Consider the following 17,610-nt stretch of genomic DNA (forward strand, 5'->3'; position numbering starts at 1 on the left):
CCACCTCATCGTCCACGGTGGGGCTTACCAGGGTCGCCGGATTCTCGGGACCCTCTACTTCATCAAAATCCATGAGGACGTCCTGGAAGTTACCAGGGACGGATTGAAAAAAAACCTGGAGAGGAGCACCCCGGCTGTCAAGGAATATCCGGCGGGGAAAACCAGGGCCAGACCCCTTGGCAAAAGGGAAGTAGAGGATCTGGTTAAAAATTACAGGTTCGAGCCTCTTCTCAAGGCCGCCGCTACTGACAGGCGGCTCCTCCGGCATCTCCAACGGCTCCTGTACACCGTCGACACCTTACTCCGCTACCGTGCGGCGGACGCCCTCGGACAGGTTTCCGCCCGCATCGCTGAAACGAACCCCGGCGCTGTCTCGCGTCTCCTCCAGGGATTTCTCACCAGCCTCTCGGACACCGCGGCCTCCAGTTGGGGCGCCCTGGACGCTATCGGAGAGATCATCCGGAACAGTCCGGAACGGTTTGCCGGATTCGTTCCCCAGCTCTTCTCCTTCCTGAAGGACAGGACACTTCTCCCCCAGGTCCTCCGGGCCCTGGAGATGATCGCAACGGCAAGCCCGGCGATTCTCAGGGGAAAGGCCTTTTATTTCATCCCACTCCTCCAGGACCCTGAACCGGCCGTGAGGGGTTACGCGGCCCTCTTCCTGGGCGGCCTGGGAGCGGCAGAGGCAAGAGAAGAACTCACTTCGTTGCTGGAAGACCCGGTTCCCCTGGAAATCTACCGAAACGGCCGGATCATGAAGAAAACGGTCGGCCAATTGGCCTCCGAGTCCCTGGAAAAGCTGTGAAAACCCGCTATCTCTTCTCTTCAACCGACGGACCGGTTCCCGTCCCGGAGGATTTCCTCCAGGGGCCTTTTCTTCTCAGCCCGACCCAGGAGCACCCCACCCTGCGCCTGAACGATTATTTCGATGCAATCGGCCGGTTCCTCCTTGAGGCCCCTCCCTCACCCATACTCACCGCCCTCGGCCGGAAGGCGGGTACTCCGGTTCTTCCCGGCGCCATCGAGGAGATCCGCATCATCAGCGAGAAACACGGGGCCCTTTACCACGTGGCCCGTATCGAGGTCATTGTTCAGGACGAAAAAGTGAATTTCGCTCTCCTTTCGGCTCTCCCCGGGAGGGGTGCGGATTCCCTGAGACACGAAAGGGAGGCCCTCAGGCGACTATGGGCCGCCTTTTCGTTCCGTTACGTGCCAGAGGTCTTCGCTTCGGGGGAGGTCCCGGTGGGGAGAGGAGACCCGCCCCTTCGCCTAGGAATGATTTTGGAGGAGTGGTTCCAGGATTATCATGAGTGGCACTTCTCCTTTAGGAAAACGGGAGAACCGGTGCTCCTGCTCTGGGACCCCGACCGGGGTCACCGTCCTTTGGGAAAAGAATCGATGGAGAAAATCTTTAAGCAGGCCGCCAAGATACTGACCCTCTACTACGATATCGAGACCGGAAGCAGGATCCTTTCCTGGCATCATGCCGCCGGGGATTTCGTCGTCCGGGAGAAAAATGGAGCCGTCGACGTAAAATTGACGACCGTGAGGGACTATGACATCCCGGAGTCTTTTAAGGGGAGGGAAGAGAATCCACCCGGGATCCCCCTCCTTTTCTTCTTCCTGGAGTTGTGTTTGAAAATGAGGATCGACAGGCTGGAGGGAACAGGTGAACGGCACTTTGCCGGAAGGGAGATCCTCAAACCGGTGCTGGAGGGATTTTTCGAGGCCCTGGAAGTCAAGAATGGGGAGGGCCGATTCCCCCTGGGGGAACCAGCGGATTTCCGGTGGTTACTGAGAAGTTTCTCCAAAGAGGAAATGGGACACCTGCTTGACACCCTCGTAGAGATCCTGCCCCCGGATGATCCTGAGGACCTTCCACTGATCCGGCATCATCAGGAAGCTCACCTGGAAGACCTGCTCCAGGTCATACATAGCACTCCCTGAGGATTTCATCCAGGGGCGATTCGAGGGCCCTGGCCAGAGATATCAGGAGAGAGGCCTTCCCGGGATTCTCGGTTCCCAGTCGTATCAGCCACTCACGGGAGAGCAAAAAAAGGATCTGTTGAGCTTCGTCGAGATTGAAGGCCGGGTAAGAGCGGCCCTGGTTGAAACCGGCCTTTCCGCATACCCTGGCCTTCCCCCGGATCCTGGTGGGGATCCCGTAAACCCGGCAGGTCAGGGGACGGCTGGGATACAGGACGCATCTCTTTTCATCGTCCAGGAGAGGACAGCGGATCCGCGCCTTTCCCAGGATGTCCGGGGTGGGTGAACCCGTCTCCATCCCGGGCCCGACGTTTTTTTGAAATCTCTCAAGATCCCGGTTCATCCTCACGCACCGCGCGAGGACCTCCCGCCTCTCCTTCCGATCCAATCCTTCAAAATGTCCCTTGATATAGGCCGCCTCTATCAGAAACAGGCCGAAGAGGGCATGGCAACAGTCCGAGCATCCGATCCTGCACAGGACCTCTTGGGGATATTCCCTTTCTATCTTCTGAAAGGCCCGGTCCGCCCCCAGAATCAGGTTCTCGTAACGGTTGAGAAGATCCGCCGGGATCATGACTTGCGGTGGGGTTCAAGGCGTTTCAGGAATTCCGGGTGGACTTCGAATCCCAGGGAAACGGCCCGGTCAAGGTGTTCGATGGCCTTGTCGCACTGACCGTCACTGTAATAGGCGAAGGCGAGATTGTTGTGTCCCAGGGCGAAATCAGGGGCCATCTTCACAAGCTTTTCCCCGATTTCGATGGCCTTTGCAGTGTCCTCCTTCTGGAGATAGGCATTGGCCAGGTTGTTCCAGGCTTGCACGATATCCGGGTTCAGTTCAATGGCCTTCTCAAGGGCCTCGATGGCCTCATCCGTCCTGCCCATCTGGAGATAGGCGAATCCCAGGTTGGCATACCCCCGTGCATAACGGGGTTCGATCTCAATAGCCCGCTTGTTGGCCTCAGCCACCTGTTCGAGGTCACCTTTCTTGAAATAGATATATCCGAGATTCACCCAGGCCTCGAACATCCTGCCGCTGTTGGAAATGGCCTCCCGGAAGTAGGGAACGGCCTCCTCTAATCGTCCTTGCTCCATCAAGGAAACCCCGATGTTGTACTGGGAAGTGGCGCACTCGGGATTTTCCGCAAGGATTTTTTTTTGTTCCTGGATAAATTCTTCCGAATCCTGTGGCTGTTTCATAGGGATCCCCGTCAACTGAAAGGGACCGCTATCCTCCGGACAGCGGCCCCTTTCAATTATTTGTTAAAAAGGAGTCTGGATAATCGACCTAATGGTCCTCGGTTTGCCCGCGGCCCTTCAGGCCGTACATGGTGCTGCTCCCGGTGGAGAAGTAAATCAGTTTTTCTTCATTCACCAGGGCGGTGGCCGCCTTCTTGATCTCCCTGGCCTTGGCGTTGGGAAACTGTTTCTGGACGGCCTTTTCCATGTCCTTGAAATAAAACTTGGTCTTCTTGCTCGTCTCGGCGAATTCGAGAATCGCCTTTTTCAGATCTTCCATGTCGGTGCTCCTTTTGTGTATACCGAAGGGCGGTTTACTCGATACCGCCGGCGGCCTTGGATACCGCCCAAGCTGCCTCCGTAAACTTAAACTGGGTGGAGGTCCTGTAGGTATCGTAAGCAAGCCGGTAGTCATCAATCAGATGCTCGGTAAAGGGGATGCCGCACTTCTCAAAGAATTTCTCCCATCCGATGCGCTCGGCCCAGTCGCCGATGCGTTCGTACTTCCTGGCGTCCGCGGCGTAAGCCTCGATAATCTTCTTTATCGCCTCGCAGGTTTCCGGGAAACGCGGGAAGTTGTTGGGCAAGGCCGGGATGACCACCTTGGAAAACTTCGGGGGACTGATCCGGTTGGAGAGCTTCCCGCCGGCCAGCAAGGTCACGCAGTCCCCTTCCTTGTCGGAAAGTGGAAGGGCCATGCACATGGTGTAACAATTGCCGCAGAACATGCACCGCTCTTTCTTGATCTTGACGGTCTTCTTGCCTTCCTCCGTCTTGGCGGGAGAAATGGCCGCCGTGGGGCAGGCCGCGATGACCAGGGGAATCTCGCAGACCGACTCCAGGACCTCCGAGTCGATGATCGGGGGTTTCCTGTGGTAGCCCAGCAGAGCGATATCCGAGCAATGGACCGCGCCGCACATGTTCAGGCAGCAGGCCATGGAGACCCGGACCTGGGCGGGAAGGGTCATACCCTGGAAATAGTCGAAAAGCTCATCCATGATAGACTTGACCATGGAGGAGGCGTCAGTCGCCGGGGTATGGCAATGGATGTAGCCCTGGGTGTGCACGATGTTCGTCACACCCGCACCGGTTCCACCGATGGGGAACTTGTAACTCCCGGAGACGTGCTTTCGGCTTCTGAGGTCTTTTACCAGGGCATCCAGTTTGTCCTGAGTGTCCACCATGAATTCGATGTTGTTCCGGGTGGTGAAACGCACGTAACCGTCGCAGTACTTGTCAGCGATCTCGCAGATCTCCCGGACGTTTTCCACCGTCATGAAGCGGCAACCCCCGCACCTGACGGTAAATACCTTGTCCCCCGTCTCCGATACGTGGACCAGCACCCCGGGTTCGAGGATCTCGTGGTAGAGCCACTTGCCGTAATTATTCTGGATGACGGGTGGAAAATATTGCCAATAATGTCTCGGCCCAAGGTCTGTGAGCCGGTTTTCCATGGGCTTGTCAGGGTTGTAACGTCCCAGTCTTTCCTGTGATAATGCCATATTTCATTCCCTCCTGTCCGTCCTATCTCTTGTGTCTGGCGCGATAGTCCTTGATATCTCGATCCCAACCGCCGGGAACATCTTCCTCTTTCCAGAAGATGTAAGGGTTGGCGCGGGGTTCTTTCACCATCTGCGGCATGGGCGGAATGTTGAGCACTTCGAGGAGTTTCTGGACACCCTGCCTCTGGATGAGTTCGCCGAGCCGCTCGCGGTTCTTCCCCTCTTCCATCCACCAATCCCAAATCGGCTCGATGACTTTCTCCTTGATGTTGTCAAAGGGAGGTTCGGCCTTCATGAAGGGGATGGTCAGGAGGGCCATCTGGGCGCCTTCCAGAATGGGGGCCTTGGCGCCCAGGAGAATGCTGACCCCGGTATCCGTTCCTGGCCTGAGGGCCCTGGGCATCACGTTGATGCAATGCATACAGCGGGTACATTCTTTGTCGTCGATCTTGAGCTTTCCGTCTTCCATCCACATGCACCGGGTCGGACAGAGATCGATCACTTCCTTCTGGATATCGAACTTACCCCAATCCTTCCCGGCATGGGCGCCGCCGTTGGGGGCTATTTCACCGCCGATATAAGCCTGGACCGCTTCCTGGTCGATGCGGATATTGTCCCGCCAGGTCCCGATGAAGGACATGTCGGAACGGGCGATGGAGGCCACGCAACCGTTGGGGCATCCGTCGAATTTGAACTTGAATTTATAGGGGAACTGCGGGCGATGCAACTCGTCCTGATAGTAATGGGTCAGCTCGTAGCAGAGTTCCTGGGTATCCACGCAGGCAAATTCGCACCGGGCCTTCCCGATACAGCAGGAGGGTGTCCGCAGGTTTGAACCTGACCCGCCGAGGTCTTGCTGGAGGACGTGTCCCAGTTCAAAGAAGATGGGTTCCAGTTGCTCCGTGAAGGTTCCCAGGAAAATGATGTCGCCGGTGGAGCCGTGCATGTTCATCATACCGCTTCCCCTGAACTCCCAAAGATCGCAGATGGTCTTCAGGTAATCGGTGCTATAGAACTTGCTCGCCGGCTGATTCACACGGAGGGTGTGGAAGTGGGCGATGGAGGGAAATTGTTCCTGGAGATCCGAGTACCGGCCTATAACACCGCCCCCGTAACCGAACACGCCCACGATACCGCCGTGCTTCCAATGGGTTTCCCCGTCCTGGAAGGAAACCTCGAGTTGGCCGAGCATGTCCTCCACCACGTCCTGCTCGATCATCAAGCGATCCTGGCCCAGTTTCCTGCGGTGAAGGGCCTCCCGCTTGGCGTCGGCCACAAAGCTGGGCCACGGACCCGATTCCAGGTCCTCCACCATGGGGATGTCATGCTTGATCTTGAAATTCTTCAGCTCCTCTTCCGTGTAATTATTGAGCTCATCGTCTGAATAAATCCTGAGCTCATCGTACTTCAATTCTTTTTGTGGTTCCTTTGGTTCAAACGCCATTCTTCATGCCTCCTTTGACTTGCTGATTGACAAAAAGAGAAAGCAGCGATCTCAGACCTTTCTCCAGTGCTCACCTCCTCCCTCAGTTTGAATTCAATATTCCCATGTGACTTGTTTTATTCCTCTTACCCTTACGGTCTCGCCCTCTGGGCGGCGACGAAACCTTTGCTGAACATTCCTTTCGGAATCCTCAAGCACTAGAAATAGAGCCAAATCAAGAGGATGTTTATAGGCAGAAACTCCTTGTGTTGTCAACAAAAAACTCGGACGACAGGCGTTCCTGTGCGGGCCGTTTCATTATCTATTGACATTCACTATGCAAGGTCCTATAGCCCTTCTCTTAGATTCGGGACATCTTTTCGGTAGAAGGACAAAGGGTCAACCCGAGAAAACAAAGGGGGACTATGCTGAACGCGCCGCCCCGCATGATCATCTCCGCCCTCAAGGGAGGATCCGGAAAAACGGTCCTTTCCCTGGGCCTTGCCTCTGCCTGGAAGGCCCAGGGCTTTCGCATCGCTCCTTTCAAGAAGGGACCGGACTTCATCGATGCCGCATGGCTTTCCCTGGCCGCAGGCCGCCCCTGCCGCAACCTGGATTCCTTCATGATGAATGATGAGCAGAACCTTCACTCCTTTCTCACTTACTCCTTAGACGCGGACCTCGCCCTCATCGAAGGCAACCGGGGGCTCTTCGACGGCCTCGACCAGGAAGGATGTTGCAGCACGGCGGAGTTGGCGAGACTCTTGAAATGCCCCGTCTTCCTGGTAGCCGATGTGACCATGTCCACCAGGACCGTCGCCGCCCTTGTCCATGGATGTCAAACCTTTGAAAAGGATCTTCGGATCGCAGGGGTCATCCTGAACCGGGTGGCCGGTCAAAGGCAGGAATCCATCATTCGCGCCTCCATCGAACATTACTGCGGTATCCCGATCGTGGGATCGATCCCCAAACTGAAAGACAATCCCTTTCCTGAACGCCATATGGGCCTTGTTCCCCATCAAGAAAGAGACCATGCGGAAGGGGCCATCGCATGGGCCCGGTCGACGGTCGAATCTTACCTCGACCTTAAAGCCATTTGGGAGTTGGCCCACGACGTCCCACCCATCAGCCCCGGGCCCGATTTATCGGAAGTATCAAAAGGCAAGGGAACCCCGGTAAAAAGGCAAGATCGTCCCCGAATCGGGTACATCCTGGACCGTTCCTTTTGGTTCTACTACCCGGAAAACCTGGAACACTTGGAACGCCTGGGCGCCTTTCTCGTAAAAGTCGATGCCACATCCCAAAGGGCACTCCCCGAGCTCGACGCCCTCTACATCGGGGGAGGTTTTCCGGAGACTCAGGCTTCCGTCCTCGCCGATAACCGATCCTTTCGGGAAACCCTGGGGCGGAGGATCGATGAGGGACTCCCGGTATACGCGGAGTGCGGCGGGTTGCTCTTTCTCGGGAAACACCTGGTGACCGATGGACACACCTACCCGATGGTCGGTGCCCTATCCCTATCCTTCGCCATGGAAAAGAGACCCCAGGGCCATGGTTATACAATACTGGAAGTTACGGAGAAAAACCCCTATTTCGACACCGGAGAGGTCCTCCGGGGACATGAATTCCACTATTCACGTCCCTTGGGGGAACCGTCAGGGGACACGCGCTCGGTTTTCCGGGTTCTGCGGGGAAAGGGTCTGGACGGCCGGAAGGACGGCCTTTGCAGGAAAAACCTTCTGGCCACCTATACCCACCTTCACGCCGCGGGGAATTCCATGTGGGGGGAAACGCTCTTTCAGATCGCAAAGACCTATAAAGAAAGGCGAGAGGGAAGGGATTCCGGGAATAAAATGAAGGATTGACATTATCTGGGATTTGGTTTATATGTCAAAATTTGTAAGAGGAGCAAGCATCTTATTTAATCATCAAGGAGGTTAGAGGTATGCCTACGGTAGAATTTGAAGGTCACACCTTCAATGTCGACGAAGACGGCTTCATCGACGACTTCAACAATTGGAACGAGGCTTGGGTGCGCTATGTGAAACAGACCGAAGGGATCGAAGAGCTGACCGACGAACACTGGAAGGTCATCAAGGTTCTTCAGGACTATTACAAAAAGAACGGCATTGCTCCGATGGTGAGGATTCTCTCCAAAGTTACCGGATACAAGCTGAAATACATTTACGAGCTGTTTCCATCGGGCCCGGGCAAGGGCGCCTGTAAAATGGCGGGTCTGCCAAAACCTACTGGATGCGTCTAGGTTTTACGGGATTCAGGTCCCATCCTTTCACGCCCAAAAGGCACATCAGAAGAAAAAAAGCTTCTTTTGTGCCTTTTTTTATGATCCCAGATGATGTTTTGCGGTCCTCCTGAACGGAAAAACGGCATTCGGGAGGTGGTTCATTATCCCTTTTTCCCCCGCCAAAGGGCTTCGTAGAGTTCCGCCCTCCGGTGGGGGAGAAAATATTTCATTCTGTGGCCCCGAACCTCCTGGAGGTCCCTTTCCCGCAGTTCGACCGTCATGAGGGTCTCTCCTTCCCCCTCGAAGCGGCGGATTACGCGTCCCGCCGGATTCAGGGCCAGGGCGACCCCAGGGAAAACGAGCCCTTCTTCACCTTTTCCCACCTGGTTGCAGGCCACCACGAAGGCTCCATTGTCAAAGGCCCTGGCGGTGAGGTGCCGGAGCCAGCTTTCGGCCTTCTCCACCGGGGAGCCCCCTGGGGAGGCATGGGGGATGAACAGGATCTCAGCTCCCTTCAGGGCCAGCAGGGTGCTGATTTCCGGAAAGTGGGCCTCGTAACAGAGTTCCACACCCAAGGTGGCCTTTGAGAAAGGAAAAACCCTGATCCTTTCCCCCGGGACATAGGCGGCCTTTTCCGGGGGCGATAAGTGGGTCTTGCGGTGGATCCCCACAATTCCCTCCGAATCAGCCAGGACATGACTGATAAATGGGCCCTCCTCCCCCCACTCGATGGTTCCTGCCAGCACCCCCACCTCATACTCCCTTGCCAGCCGGGCTACCTCTTTCACCAGATCCCCGCTTCGGGAAGGGGCAAGAATCTTTCCGGGATCATCCAGCACATAACCGGTAAGGGACAACTCGGGGAAACAGACCAGATCGGCCTCCGCCCGGGCGGCCTCCTGCAAAAAGTATGCTGTCTTCTTCAGGTTTTCCTCGATCTTCCCCGGCCGGGAACGCATGCAGACCACCGCCACCTTGACGTCCTTCACCTTCCTCCTCCCCCTTCACCGGGGCGCGACGGCGTCAAGCCGTCACCCCTACCCGGCCCTCACAGGTCACCCGGACTCAGGAGCTCTCCACGTAACCGGCCACAAGATCTCCGACTTCGCTCGTTCCGTATCCCATCTTTCCGGCATCCATGCTCTTGAGATCATTAAGGAGCACCTTTTTCATGGCCTCCAGCAACCAATCGGCGGCCTCTCCCTCTCCAAGGTACTCCAGCATCATCTGGGCCGCGCCGATGGCCGCCATGGGGTTGATTATGTTGAGCCCCGTATATTTCGGGGCAGAGCCGCCGATAGGTTCGAACATGGCCGTCGTATCGGGATTAATGTTGCCCCCGGCGGCGATTCCGAGTCCTCCCTGGATCACGGCCCCCAGGTCTGTGATGATATCCCCGAACATGTTTCCCGTGACTATGACATCGAACTGCTCGGGATTCTTGACCATCCACATGCAAAGGGCATCCACGTGCTGGTAATTGGTGCGGATATCCGGATATTCCTCCTTGACTTCCTCAAATACCCGAAACCAGAGATCGGATTCGTATATCAACACGTTGGTTTTCGCGCAAAGGGTCAACAATTTCTTCCTATCCCTTTTGCGGCACAGGTCAAAGGCATAACGGATACAACGCTCCACCCCTTTTCGGGTGTTCACCGATTCCTGGATGGCGATCTCCTCCGGGGTTCCCTTCTTGAAGAAGCCGCCTCCCCCGGCGTAGACCCCTTCCGTGTTCTCCCGCACCACCACGAAATCGATATCCTCCGGCCCCTTGTCCTTCAGGGGCGTCTCCACGCCGGGGAGAAGAAGGACAGGCCTGAGATTGATGTAAAGGTCAAGCTCAAAGCGGGCCTTCAGGAGGATTTCCTTCTCCAGGATTCCGGGCTTGACCTCTGGATGGCCGATAGCCCCCAGGAAAATGGCGTCCATGCCCCTGAGTTCCTCGATCACCTCATCCGGGAGCAGGACCCCCTCCCTCAAGTATTTCTCCCCCCCCAGGTCATAGTTTTGAAATCGGAAATCGAGGCCGTATTTCCTTGAAACGGCCTCCAGACACTTCACCCCTTCTCTCACCACCTCCGGACCCGTTCCATCTCCGGGGATCACCGCGACATCGTAAGTTGCCATGTCCACTTTCCTCCTCGGGCTCAGCGCTATTTCTTCTTCCTGTTTTCAGGCCTCAGGGAACGTACTGCGGCCCCGGCCCGCCACATTTCCGAGTTCCGGATGGCTTCCAATTCCGCCTCCAGCTTTTCCCGGTAATCCGGCGCACTGTTGGCCTCCAGCACTCTTCGGGTCTCCTCCCCGGATACAACCTTTTCGTAGAGTTCGTCGAAGAGCGGCAAAACAGCGTCCCTGAACCTCGGCGCCCAGTCCAGGGCACCGCGCTGGGCCGTGGTGCTGCAATTGGAGAACATCCAGTCCATGCCGTTCTCGGCCACCAACCGGATAAGGCTCTGGGTCAATTCCTCCACCGTCTCGTTAAAGGCCTCGCTGGGACTGTGCCCGTTTTTCCTCAACGTATTGTACTGGGCCTCCATCACGCCTGCAAGACATCCCATCAGCACACCCCGCTCTCCGGTCAGGTCACTGTACACCTCCTTTTCAAAGGTGGTTTCGAAAAGGTAACCGGATCCGATGGCGATACCAAGGGCCAGGGTCCGGTCCTTGGCCCGCCCCGTGTAGTCCTGAAACACGGCGTAGCTCGAATTGATTCCGCTGCCGTCAAGAAAATTTGTCCGCACGGTACGCCCTGAACCCTTGGGAGCGACCATGATCACATCGATGTTCTCCGGGGGAATGATACCTGTCTGATCCTTGTACACGATGGAAAAACCGTGGGAAAAGTACAAGGCATCCCCCGGGTTCAGGCATTCTTTGACCATCGGCCAGGTGGCCACCTGCCCGGCATCTGAGAGGAGATAGAGCACTATGGTCCCTTGCTTTGCCGCCTCCTCGATGGAAAAGAGGGTTTCGCCCGGCACAAAGCCGTCCGCCACGGCCTTGTCCCAGTAAAATGGTTCGCTTTCCCGCTGCCCCACGATCACCTTGAACCCGTTGTCCCTCAAGTTAAGGGCCTGTCCGGGTCCCTGAACGCCATAACCCAGGCAGGCGATGGTTTCGTCCTTGAGAACCTCCCTGGCCCTCTCCAGGGGGAATTCTTCCGAGGTTATAACCTCTTCCATCACGCCACCAAAATCAATCTTTGCCATGCTATCTCCTTTCTTTTGATCTGATATTTCATACAGGTACGGATGCCGACTCCAGGATTATTCCCGCCGGGGTACCCGACGGCGATCCGCGATGAGCCTTTCGTCGGATTTTCTCCTACTTCTTTTCTCTTGCCAGGGCAATGGTTCCGGTCCTGGCGATCTCCTTTATCCCCATGGGTTTTACAAGGCTCAGGAAGGCGTCGATCTTGGAGTCGTCCCCGATGATCTCTACAATATAGTACTCGGGACTGGCATCCACCACCCTGGCCTTGAAGATATCCACGGTCCGCAGGATCTCCGCCCGGTGTTCGGATTTCGCCCGCACCTTGACAAGGGCCATTTCCCCCTGAACAAAGGCCAGGTCCGTAAAATCCATAACCTTGATCACATTGATCAGCTTGTTGAGCTGCTTCTTGATCTGTTCGAGCACCCGGGATTCACCCGAAGTCACGATGGTGATCCGGGAGACCAGAGGATCCGTGGTTTCAGCTACGCAAAGGCTCTCGATGTTGAATCCGCGGCCGCTGAACAGCCCAACGATACGTGAAAGCACACCCGGCTTGTTATCCACCAGAATCGACAGAATGGATTTCTTTTCATCCAGTTTTCCCATAAAAAAAGACCACCTTTCTTCAACGATCCACCCCACAAACCAGGGGAAGTGCCAGGAGGACACATCTTTGGTCTCTAAACGAGAAGCATCTCGGTGATCGGCTCACCCGCCGGCACCATCGGATAGACACACTCCTCCTTCTCCACCTGGAAATCCATAATGACCGGTCTTTGCACTGAGAGGGCCTCCTTGATGATCCCCTCCACCTCTTCGGGTTTCGTGGCCCGGAGCCCCACTGCGCCATAGGCCTCTGCCAGCTTGACAAAGTCCGGGGCGCAGCTCATTTCCGTGTGGGCATAGCAGCGGTCGTAAAACAATTCCTGCCACTGGCGGACCATCCCCAGGTATCCGTTGTTCAGGATCGCCACCTTGACAGGCAGGTTGTATTGGACGGCGGTGGCCATCTCCTGGATGTTCATCTGGATACTCCCGTCACCCGCGATATCGATCACGAGCTTGTCCGGGCAGGCGATCTGGGCCCCGATGGCCGCGGGGAACCCGAATCCCATGCAACCAAGCCCCCCCGAGGTGATGAAACAATTGGGCCGATCGAAATGGTAGTACTGGGCGGCCCACATCTGGTTCTGGCCCACCTCAGTGGTTATGATGGCCTCCCCCCGGGTCAGCTCGTATAGCTTTTCTACAACGAACTGGGGCTTGATCACATCGCTCTGCTCATAGTCCAGGGGCATGGTGGATTTCCATTCTTCGATCTGGTCCAGCCAGGGACGCCTTTTCTCCTTGATATTCCCCAGATCCTCCGTCTCCAGGAGTGCATTGAGTTTTTCCAGAGTGATCCGGCAGTCGCCCACGATGGGAACGGTCACAGGGATATTTTTCCGTATCGATGTGGGATCGATATCGATATGCACGATCTTGGCGTTGGGGGCGAAGGCATCCGTCCTTCCCGTGACCCGGTCGTCGAAACGGACCCCGATGGCGATAAGCAGATCGCACTCCCCGCTGGACATGTTGGCCCTGTAAGTGCCGTGCATCCCTATCATTCCCAGCCACAGGGGGTCGGAGGCGGGGAAGCCCCCCAGCCCCATGAGGGTGGAGGTCACAGGGGCATGGATCTTTGCGACGAATCTCCTGAGTTCTTCGGAGGCCTTTGACAGGATGACCCCTCCACCCGTGAAAACAAGAGGCCGCTTGGCCTCCTTTAGAAGCTTCACCACCTTGGGCAACTGTTTGCTGTTGGGCTCGTAAGTGGGATGATAAGAGCGGAGGCGAACCTCCTTGATGGGCCGGTTCGAGGTCTTGGCCTGGACCAAGTCCTTTGGCAAATCGATCAAAACCGGCCCCGGACGCCCGGAACGGGCGATAAAAAAGGCCTCCCTGATGGTCCTTTCCAGCTCCTCCACGTCCTTGACAAGGTAGTTGTGCTTTGTACAGGGCCTGGTGATCCCCACGATATCCACCTCCTGAAAGGCGTCGTTGCCGATCAGGGCCGTGGGCACCTGTCCGGTGAACACCACCAGGGGGACCGAGTCCATGTAAGCCGACGCGATCCCGGTCACCGTGTTTGTGGCCCCCGGCCCGGAGGTCACCAGACAAACCCCGACCTTGCCCGAGGCCCGGGCATACCCGTCGGCGGCATGAACGGCTCCCTGCTCGTGACGGACCAGGACGTGCCGGAGATCCGTCTTGACCAGCGCGTCGTATATATCCAGGACGGCGCCGCCGGGGAAACCGAAGATCGTATCCACTCCCTCTTCCTGGAGGGCCTTCATTATGATTTGCGCACCAGTGAGTTTAATAGCGATCACCTCTTTTCTAAAAAAATGGGTTTGGATAATGACGATATCTTGGCCCTTTTTCGAGCACCCTTTATCAAAAAGTCCCCTTTGCCTTTATATAGGGAACCAGGCCACCGGCCTCGATGATTCTACTCATGAAATCCGGTATAGGCTTGGCGAAGACCCTGACCCCTTCGACCTTGCTCCCTATCTCACCCGTCCGGAGATCCACGGAGATCTGTTCCCCGTCAGAGAAGGCATCAAAAGCCTCCTCGCATTCAAGGATGGGCAGGCCGATATTAAAGGCGCTCCTGTAAAAGATGCGGGCGAAGCTCCTTGCGACCACCACCCCGATTCCGGCCGACTTGATAGCCAAGGGGGCATGTTCCCGCGAGGACCCGCAACCGAAATTGACCCCGGCCAAAAGGATATCTCCCTGTGCGACCTCCTTTACGAACTCGGGCCTCACATCCTCAAAACAGTGCTTGGCCAGTTCGTCCTTGTCCGATACATTGAGGAACCTCGCGGGAATGATCACGTCCGTATCCACGTGGTCCCCGAATTTCCACACCCTTCCCTCGTATTTCATGATATTCTCTCTCCTTAGTGTCTGCAGGAATTTTACCGGCATTCCCCGGCATGCCATGGTCCGGGATTCGGGCCATTGCAAACGAAACACTTCCCCCCTATTGCTTACAACTCCTCAGGGGAAGCTATTCTCCCCAGGACGGCCGTTGCCGCTGCCACGGCCGGACCTGCCAGGTATACCTCACTTTCCGGATGTCCCATCCTGCCGACGAAATTTCGATTGGTGGTGGAAAGGGCCCGCTCTCCCTCCGCAAGGATGCCCATGTGTCCCCCCAGGCAGGGACCGCAGCAAGGAGGCCCGATCACGGCCCCGCTTTCCAGGAAGGTCTGGATGATTCCCTCTTCGATGGCCTCCCGGTAGATACGGGTGCTGCCGGGGATTACGATCAGCCTGAGGTTCCTGGAAGTCCTTCGGCCCTTCAGGATGTCCGCGGCGATCCGAAGGTCCTCCATGCGCCCGTTGGTGCAGGAGCCGATGAATACCTGATCCACCGGGACGTCTCCCGCCTCGGAGACGGGCCGCACGTTGTCAGGGGAGTGGGGAAAGGCCACCTGGGGTTCCAAATCGTCCACCTGTACCTCCAGGACCCGCTCGTAACGGGCATCCCTGTCGCTACTGTAAAAAATGGGCTCCCGTTCAGAGCGCCCGGCCACGTACTGCCGGGTGATCTCATCCGGTTCCACGATCCCGTTTTTCGCTCCCCCTTCCACCGCCATGTTGGCCATGGTCAGCCTCTGGTCCATTGAAAGGGAACCTATGACCTCCCCTGAAAATTCCAGGGTCTTGTAAAGTGCGCCCTCCACGCCGATCCTTCCCAGGGTGTAGAGAATAAGATCTTTGCCCCCGACCCATTTTCCCAGGGTCCCACGGTAGATCACCTTGATCGTTGGAGGGACCCTGAGCCAGGTCCGCCCGGTGGCCAGGACGGCTCCCAGGTCCGTGCTCCCCACCCCAGTTGAAAAGGCACCGAGGGCCCCGTAAGTACAGGTGTGGCTGTCCGCTCCCATGACCAGATCCCCCGGGAGGACCAGGCCCTGCTCGGGCAGGATGACATGTTCGATTCCCCCGTAAGCCAATTCCAAATAGTGGACGATTCCCTGGCTCCTGGCGAACTCCCGGATGATCTTGGCCTGCCTGGCCGAGGGGATGTCCTTGTTGGGAACGAAATGGTCCGAGACCAGGGCGACCTTCTCCGGATCAAAGACCCGTTCCCTCCCGATCTCCTCGAAGACTCGGATCGCCAGGGGCGCGGTGATGTCATTGGCCAGGGCCAGATCCACGTCCACCTGGATCAAATCACCCGGACTTACGGTCCCGAGCCCGGCGTGGGCGGCCAGTATCTTTTCCGTGATAGTCATTGGTTGTGTCATGGATTCCCCTTCCTCTCTTGATGTCCCTTTTGCTCAGTTTCAGGTTTTACAATCCCATCGCCTCAGGGGCCACGCTGGGATTCTTCTTCAGGTATTCAAGTCGATTCAACCCGTTGACATAAGCCTTGGCGCTCGCCGTGATGATATCGGGATCCGCCCCCTTTCCCAGGGCCACCAGGCCGTTTTCCTTGAGCCTTACGGTCACCTCTCCCTGGGCGTCCATCCCTCCGGTTATGGATTCGACGGAGAAGCGTATCAGCCTGGAACGGGTTCCCGTCATCTTAGCGATGGTATTGAAGGCGGCATCAATGGGTCCCACACCGAACCCCGCGCTCTGGACCTCCTCCCCGTCGATCAACAGTTTCACTGTCGCGGTCGGCACCGCCCCTGTTCCGCTCACCACATTGAGATAAGCCAGCTTGTAGCGATCCGGCACCCGCAGGATCTCCTCGGCGAAAAGGACCTCGATGTCTTCGTCCTGGATCTCCTTGCGCTTGTCCGCCAGGGTCTTGAACTTCTCAAAAAGACGCTGCACGTCTTCATCGGATACCTCGTAGCCGAGTTCCTTGAGTTTCTCCCGGAAGGCGTGCCGCCCCGAGTGTTTCCCAAGCACCAGGCGGTTCTTGGCCAACCCTATGGTCTCCGGCTCCATGATCTCATAAGTCATCCGGTTCTTGAGGACCCCATCCTGGTGGATCCCTGCCTCGTGTGCGAAGGCATTCGCCCCCACCACGGCCTTGTTGGGCTGGACCACGATTCCCGTGATCATGCTCACCAGGCGGCTTGTGGGGTAAATCTCCCGGGTCTCGATGGAGGTCCGGAGTCCCAGGTGTTCGCGCCGGGTATAGAGACCCATGACGAGTTCTTCCAGGGAAGTGTTCCCGGCCCGCTCCCCGATGCCGTTGATGGTCACCTCGGCCTGACGGGCACCGTTCCGGATCCCGGCCAGGGTGTTGGCCGTTGCCAGCCCCAGGTCGTTGTGGCAATGAACGCTCAGGACCGCCTTGTGGATATTGGGGGTGTGGGTACGGACATAGCGGATCAGTTCACCGAACTCGTCCGGCATGGCGTAACCCACGGTATCGGGAAGGTTCACGGTCGTGGCACCCGCCTCGATGGCGGCCTCGAAGACCCGGCAGATGTAATCCCTGTCGCTCCGGGATCCGTCCTCACACGAGAATTCCACGTTGTCCGTGAAGGACTTGGCGTAACCGACCGCTTCCACGGTCGCCCTAATCACCTCTTCCCGGCTCATACGGAGCTTGTGTTTCAGATGGATGTCGGAGGTGGCGATAAAGGTGTGGATCCTGGGATTGGCTGCATCCTTGATGGCTCCCCAGGCCTTGTCGATGTCTTCCTTGTTGGCGCGCGCAAGGGCGGTGATCTGTGCCTTCCGAATCCTTGCCGCAATCTGCTTGACAGCTTCAAAATCGCCGGGAGAGGCGGCGGGGAATCCCGCTTCAATGGCATCCACTCCCAGTTTTTCCAGTTGCCTTGCCAGCCTTAGTTTCTCGGCTGCATTCATGCTCGCCCCCGGGGACTGCTCTCCGTCCCTGAGGGTGGTATCAAAGATAATCACTCGTTCCATAGGCTGATAACCTCCTCGTATAATCGTTTTCAGCGTTTTTCAAGCAGTATGGACAAACCGTTCTCAATGGAGGTTATCGAACGAGCATACGCCGCAGGTTCCCC

Annotated in this window: 17 protein-coding genes; 4 read left to right on the top strand and 13 right to left on the bottom strand. The window is 57.0% G+C overall.

Translation table 11 applies throughout. The features are described 5' to 3' along the window. Together JRF57_09250 and JRF57_09255 are read left to right on the top strand one after the other, a co-directional pair. The coding region (locus JRF57_09250) for a HEAT repeat domain-containing protein (GenBank protein MBW2303884.1) at positions 1–805 on the top strand (805 nt) is incomplete at its 5' end. Next, positions 802–1,947 carry a hypothetical protein gene (locus JRF57_09255; GenBank protein MBW2303885.1) on the top strand — a complete coding sequence of 382 codons (1,146 nt, stop codon included), beginning with the start codon at positions 802–804 and terminating at the stop codon, positions 1,945–1,947. The genes JRF57_09250 and JRF57_09255, both read left to right, overlap by 4 nt. Here the strand turns inward: JRF57_09255 and JRF57_09260 are convergent. The 5 genes from JRF57_09260 to dsrA all read right to left on the bottom strand — a co-directional run bounded on the left by JRF57_09260 (position 1,928) and on the right by dsrA (position 6,168). Further along, positions 1,928–2,560, bottom strand: a complete 633-nt coding sequence (locus JRF57_09260) for a YkgJ family cysteine cluster protein (GenBank protein ID MBW2303886.1) — start codon at positions 2,558–2,560, stop codon at positions 1,928–1,930. The two genes, JRF57_09255 and JRF57_09260, sit on opposite strands and share 20 nt — an antisense overlap. Further along, on the bottom strand, positions 2,557–3,183 hold the full coding sequence (locus tag JRF57_09265; protein ID MBW2303887.1) for a tetratricopeptide repeat protein: 627 nt from the start codon (positions 3,181–3,183) through the stop codon (positions 2,557–2,559). Before JRF57_09265 ends, JRF57_09260 begins: the two co-directional genes overlap by 4 nt. Before the next feature lie 88 nt (positions 3,184–3,271). Further along, positions 3,272–3,502, bottom strand: a complete 231-nt coding sequence (locus JRF57_09270) for a dissimilatory sulfite reductase D family protein (GenBank protein MBW2303888.1) — start codon at positions 3,500–3,502, stop codon at positions 3,272–3,274. A gap of 34 nt (positions 3,503–3,536) precedes the next feature. Continuing rightward, the gene (gene dsrB, locus JRF57_09275) at positions 3,537–4,724 is read right to left on the bottom strand and encodes a dissimilatory-type sulfite reductase subunit beta (GenBank protein ID MBW2303889.1); all 1,188 of its coding nucleotides are present in this window, start codon (positions 4,722–4,724) and stop codon (positions 3,537–3,539) included. Between the two features lie 22 nt (positions 4,725–4,746). Next, positions 4,747–6,168, bottom strand: coding sequence for a dissimilatory-type sulfite reductase subunit alpha (gene dsrA / locus JRF57_09280; protein MBW2303890.1), 1,422 nt, complete (start codon positions 6,166–6,168; stop codon positions 4,747–4,749). 404 nt (positions 6,169–6,572) lie between these two features. On the opposite strand from dsrA, the gene JRF57_09285 reads away from it, so the two are divergent. After that, a complete protein-coding gene (locus JRF57_09285) occupies positions 6,573–8,012 on the top strand; it encodes a cobyrinate a,c-diamide synthase (protein MBW2303891.1) in 1,440 nt (479 codons plus the stop codon). Between the two features lie 80 nt (positions 8,013–8,092). Then, positions 8,093–8,410, top strand: coding sequence for a TusE/DsrC/DsvC family sulfur relay protein (locus JRF57_09290; protein MBW2303892.1), 318 nt, complete (start codon positions 8,093–8,095; stop codon positions 8,408–8,410). 143 nt (positions 8,411–8,553) lie between these two features. Here the strand turns inward: JRF57_09290 and JRF57_09295 are convergent, their stop codons facing one another. From JRF57_09295 to JRF57_09330, 8 genes are all read right to left on the bottom strand, one after another. Then, complete coding sequence (locus JRF57_09295) at positions 8,554–9,381, bottom strand: nitrilase (protein MBW2303893.1); 828 nt, start codon at positions 9,379–9,381, stop codon at positions 8,554–8,556. A 76-nt stretch (positions 9,382–9,457) separates the two neighbouring features. Further along, positions 9,458–10,522 carry a 3-isopropylmalate dehydrogenase gene (locus JRF57_09300; GenBank protein MBW2303894.1) on the bottom strand — a complete coding sequence of 355 codons (1,065 nt, stop codon included), beginning with the start codon at positions 10,520–10,522 and terminating at the stop codon, positions 9,458–9,460. 26 nt (positions 10,523–10,548) lie between these two features. Further along, a complete protein-coding gene (gene ilvC, locus JRF57_09305; protein ID MBW2303895.1) occupies positions 10,549–11,607 on the bottom strand; it encodes a ketol-acid reductoisomerase in 1,059 nt (352 codons plus the stop codon). A 115-nt stretch (positions 11,608–11,722) separates the two neighbouring features. After that, positions 11,723–12,220, bottom strand: a complete 498-nt coding sequence (ilvN, locus tag JRF57_09310) for an acetolactate synthase small subunit (GenBank protein MBW2303896.1) — start codon at positions 12,218–12,220, stop codon at positions 11,723–11,725. A gap of 74 nt (positions 12,221–12,294) precedes the next feature. Further along, positions 12,295–13,980: a biosynthetic-type acetolactate synthase large subunit gene (ilvB, locus tag JRF57_09315; protein MBW2303897.1), complete on the bottom strand. Its 1,686-nt coding sequence runs from the start codon at positions 13,978–13,980 to the stop codon at positions 12,295–12,297. A gap of 73 nt (positions 13,981–14,053) precedes the next feature. Then, positions 14,054–14,548 carry a 3-isopropylmalate dehydratase small subunit gene (locus JRF57_09320; protein ID MBW2303898.1) on the bottom strand — a complete coding sequence of 165 codons (495 nt, stop codon included), beginning with the start codon at positions 14,546–14,548 and terminating at the stop codon, positions 14,054–14,056. Between the two features lie 104 nt (positions 14,549–14,652). Continuing rightward, positions 14,653–15,906 carry a 3-isopropylmalate dehydratase large subunit gene (gene leuC, locus JRF57_09325; GenBank protein ID MBW2303899.1) on the bottom strand — a complete coding sequence of 418 codons (1,254 nt, stop codon included), beginning with the start codon at positions 15,904–15,906 and terminating at the stop codon, positions 14,653–14,655. Between the two features lie 58 nt (positions 15,907–15,964). Continuing rightward, positions 15,965–17,506, bottom strand: a complete 1,542-nt coding sequence (locus tag JRF57_09330; protein ID MBW2303900.1) for a 2-isopropylmalate synthase — start codon at positions 17,504–17,506, stop codon at positions 15,965–15,967. Positions 17,507–17,610 lie beyond the last annotated feature (104 nt).

It is taken from the genome of Deltaproteobacteria bacterium, assembly GCA_019310525.1.
GTDB lineage: Bacteria > Desulfobacterota > DSM-4660 > Desulfatiglandales > HGW-15 > JAFDEE01.

Bases quoted from the DNA above. Each gene is read 5' to 3' on its own strand.
- JRF57_09290 (MBW2303892.1), top strand. From the start codon at position 8,093: ATGCCTACGGTAGAATTTGAAGGTCACACCTTCAATGTCGACGAAGAC.
- leuC (MBW2303899.1), bottom strand. From the start codon at position 15,906: ATGACTATCACGGAAAAGATACTGGCCGCCCACGCCGGGCTCGGGACC.
- JRF57_09320 (MBW2303898.1), bottom strand. From the start codon at position 14,548: ATGAAATACGAGGGAAGGGTGTGGAAATTCGGGGACCACGTGGATACG.
- ilvC (MBW2303895.1), bottom strand. From the start codon at position 11,607: ATGGCAAAGATTGATTTTGGTGGCGTGATGGAAGAGGTTATAACCTCG.
- JRF57_09265 (MBW2303887.1), bottom strand. From the start codon at position 3,183: ATGAAACAGCCACAGGATTCGGAAGAATTTATCCAGGAACAAAAAAAA.
- dsrA (MBW2303890.1), bottom strand. From the start codon at position 6,168: ATGGCGTTTGAACCAAAGGAACCACAAAAAGAATTGAAGTACGATGAG.
- JRF57_09300 (MBW2303894.1), bottom strand. From the start codon at position 10,522: ATGGCAACTTACGATGTCGCGGTGATCCCCGGAGATGGAACGGGTCCG.
- JRF57_09285 (MBW2303891.1), top strand. From the start codon at position 6,573: ATGCTGAACGCGCCGCCCCGCATGATCATCTCCGCCCTCAAGGGAGGA.
- dsrB (MBW2303889.1), bottom strand. From the start codon at position 4,724: ATGGCATTATCACAGGAAAGACTGGGACGTTACAACCCTGACAAGCCC.
- JRF57_09330 (MBW2303900.1), bottom strand. From the start codon at position 17,506: ATGGAACGAGTGATTATCTTTGATACCACCCTCAGGGACGGAGAGCAG.
- ilvN (MBW2303896.1), bottom strand. From the start codon at position 12,220: ATGGGAAAACTGGATGAAAAGAAATCCATTCTGTCGATTCTGGTGGAT.
- JRF57_09270 (MBW2303888.1), bottom strand. From the start codon at position 3,502: ATGGAAGATCTGAAAAAGGCGATTCTCGAATTCGCCGAGACGAGCAAG.
- JRF57_09260 (MBW2303886.1), bottom strand. From the start codon at position 2,560: ATGATCCCGGCGGATCTTCTCAACCGTTACGAGAACCTGATTCTGGGG.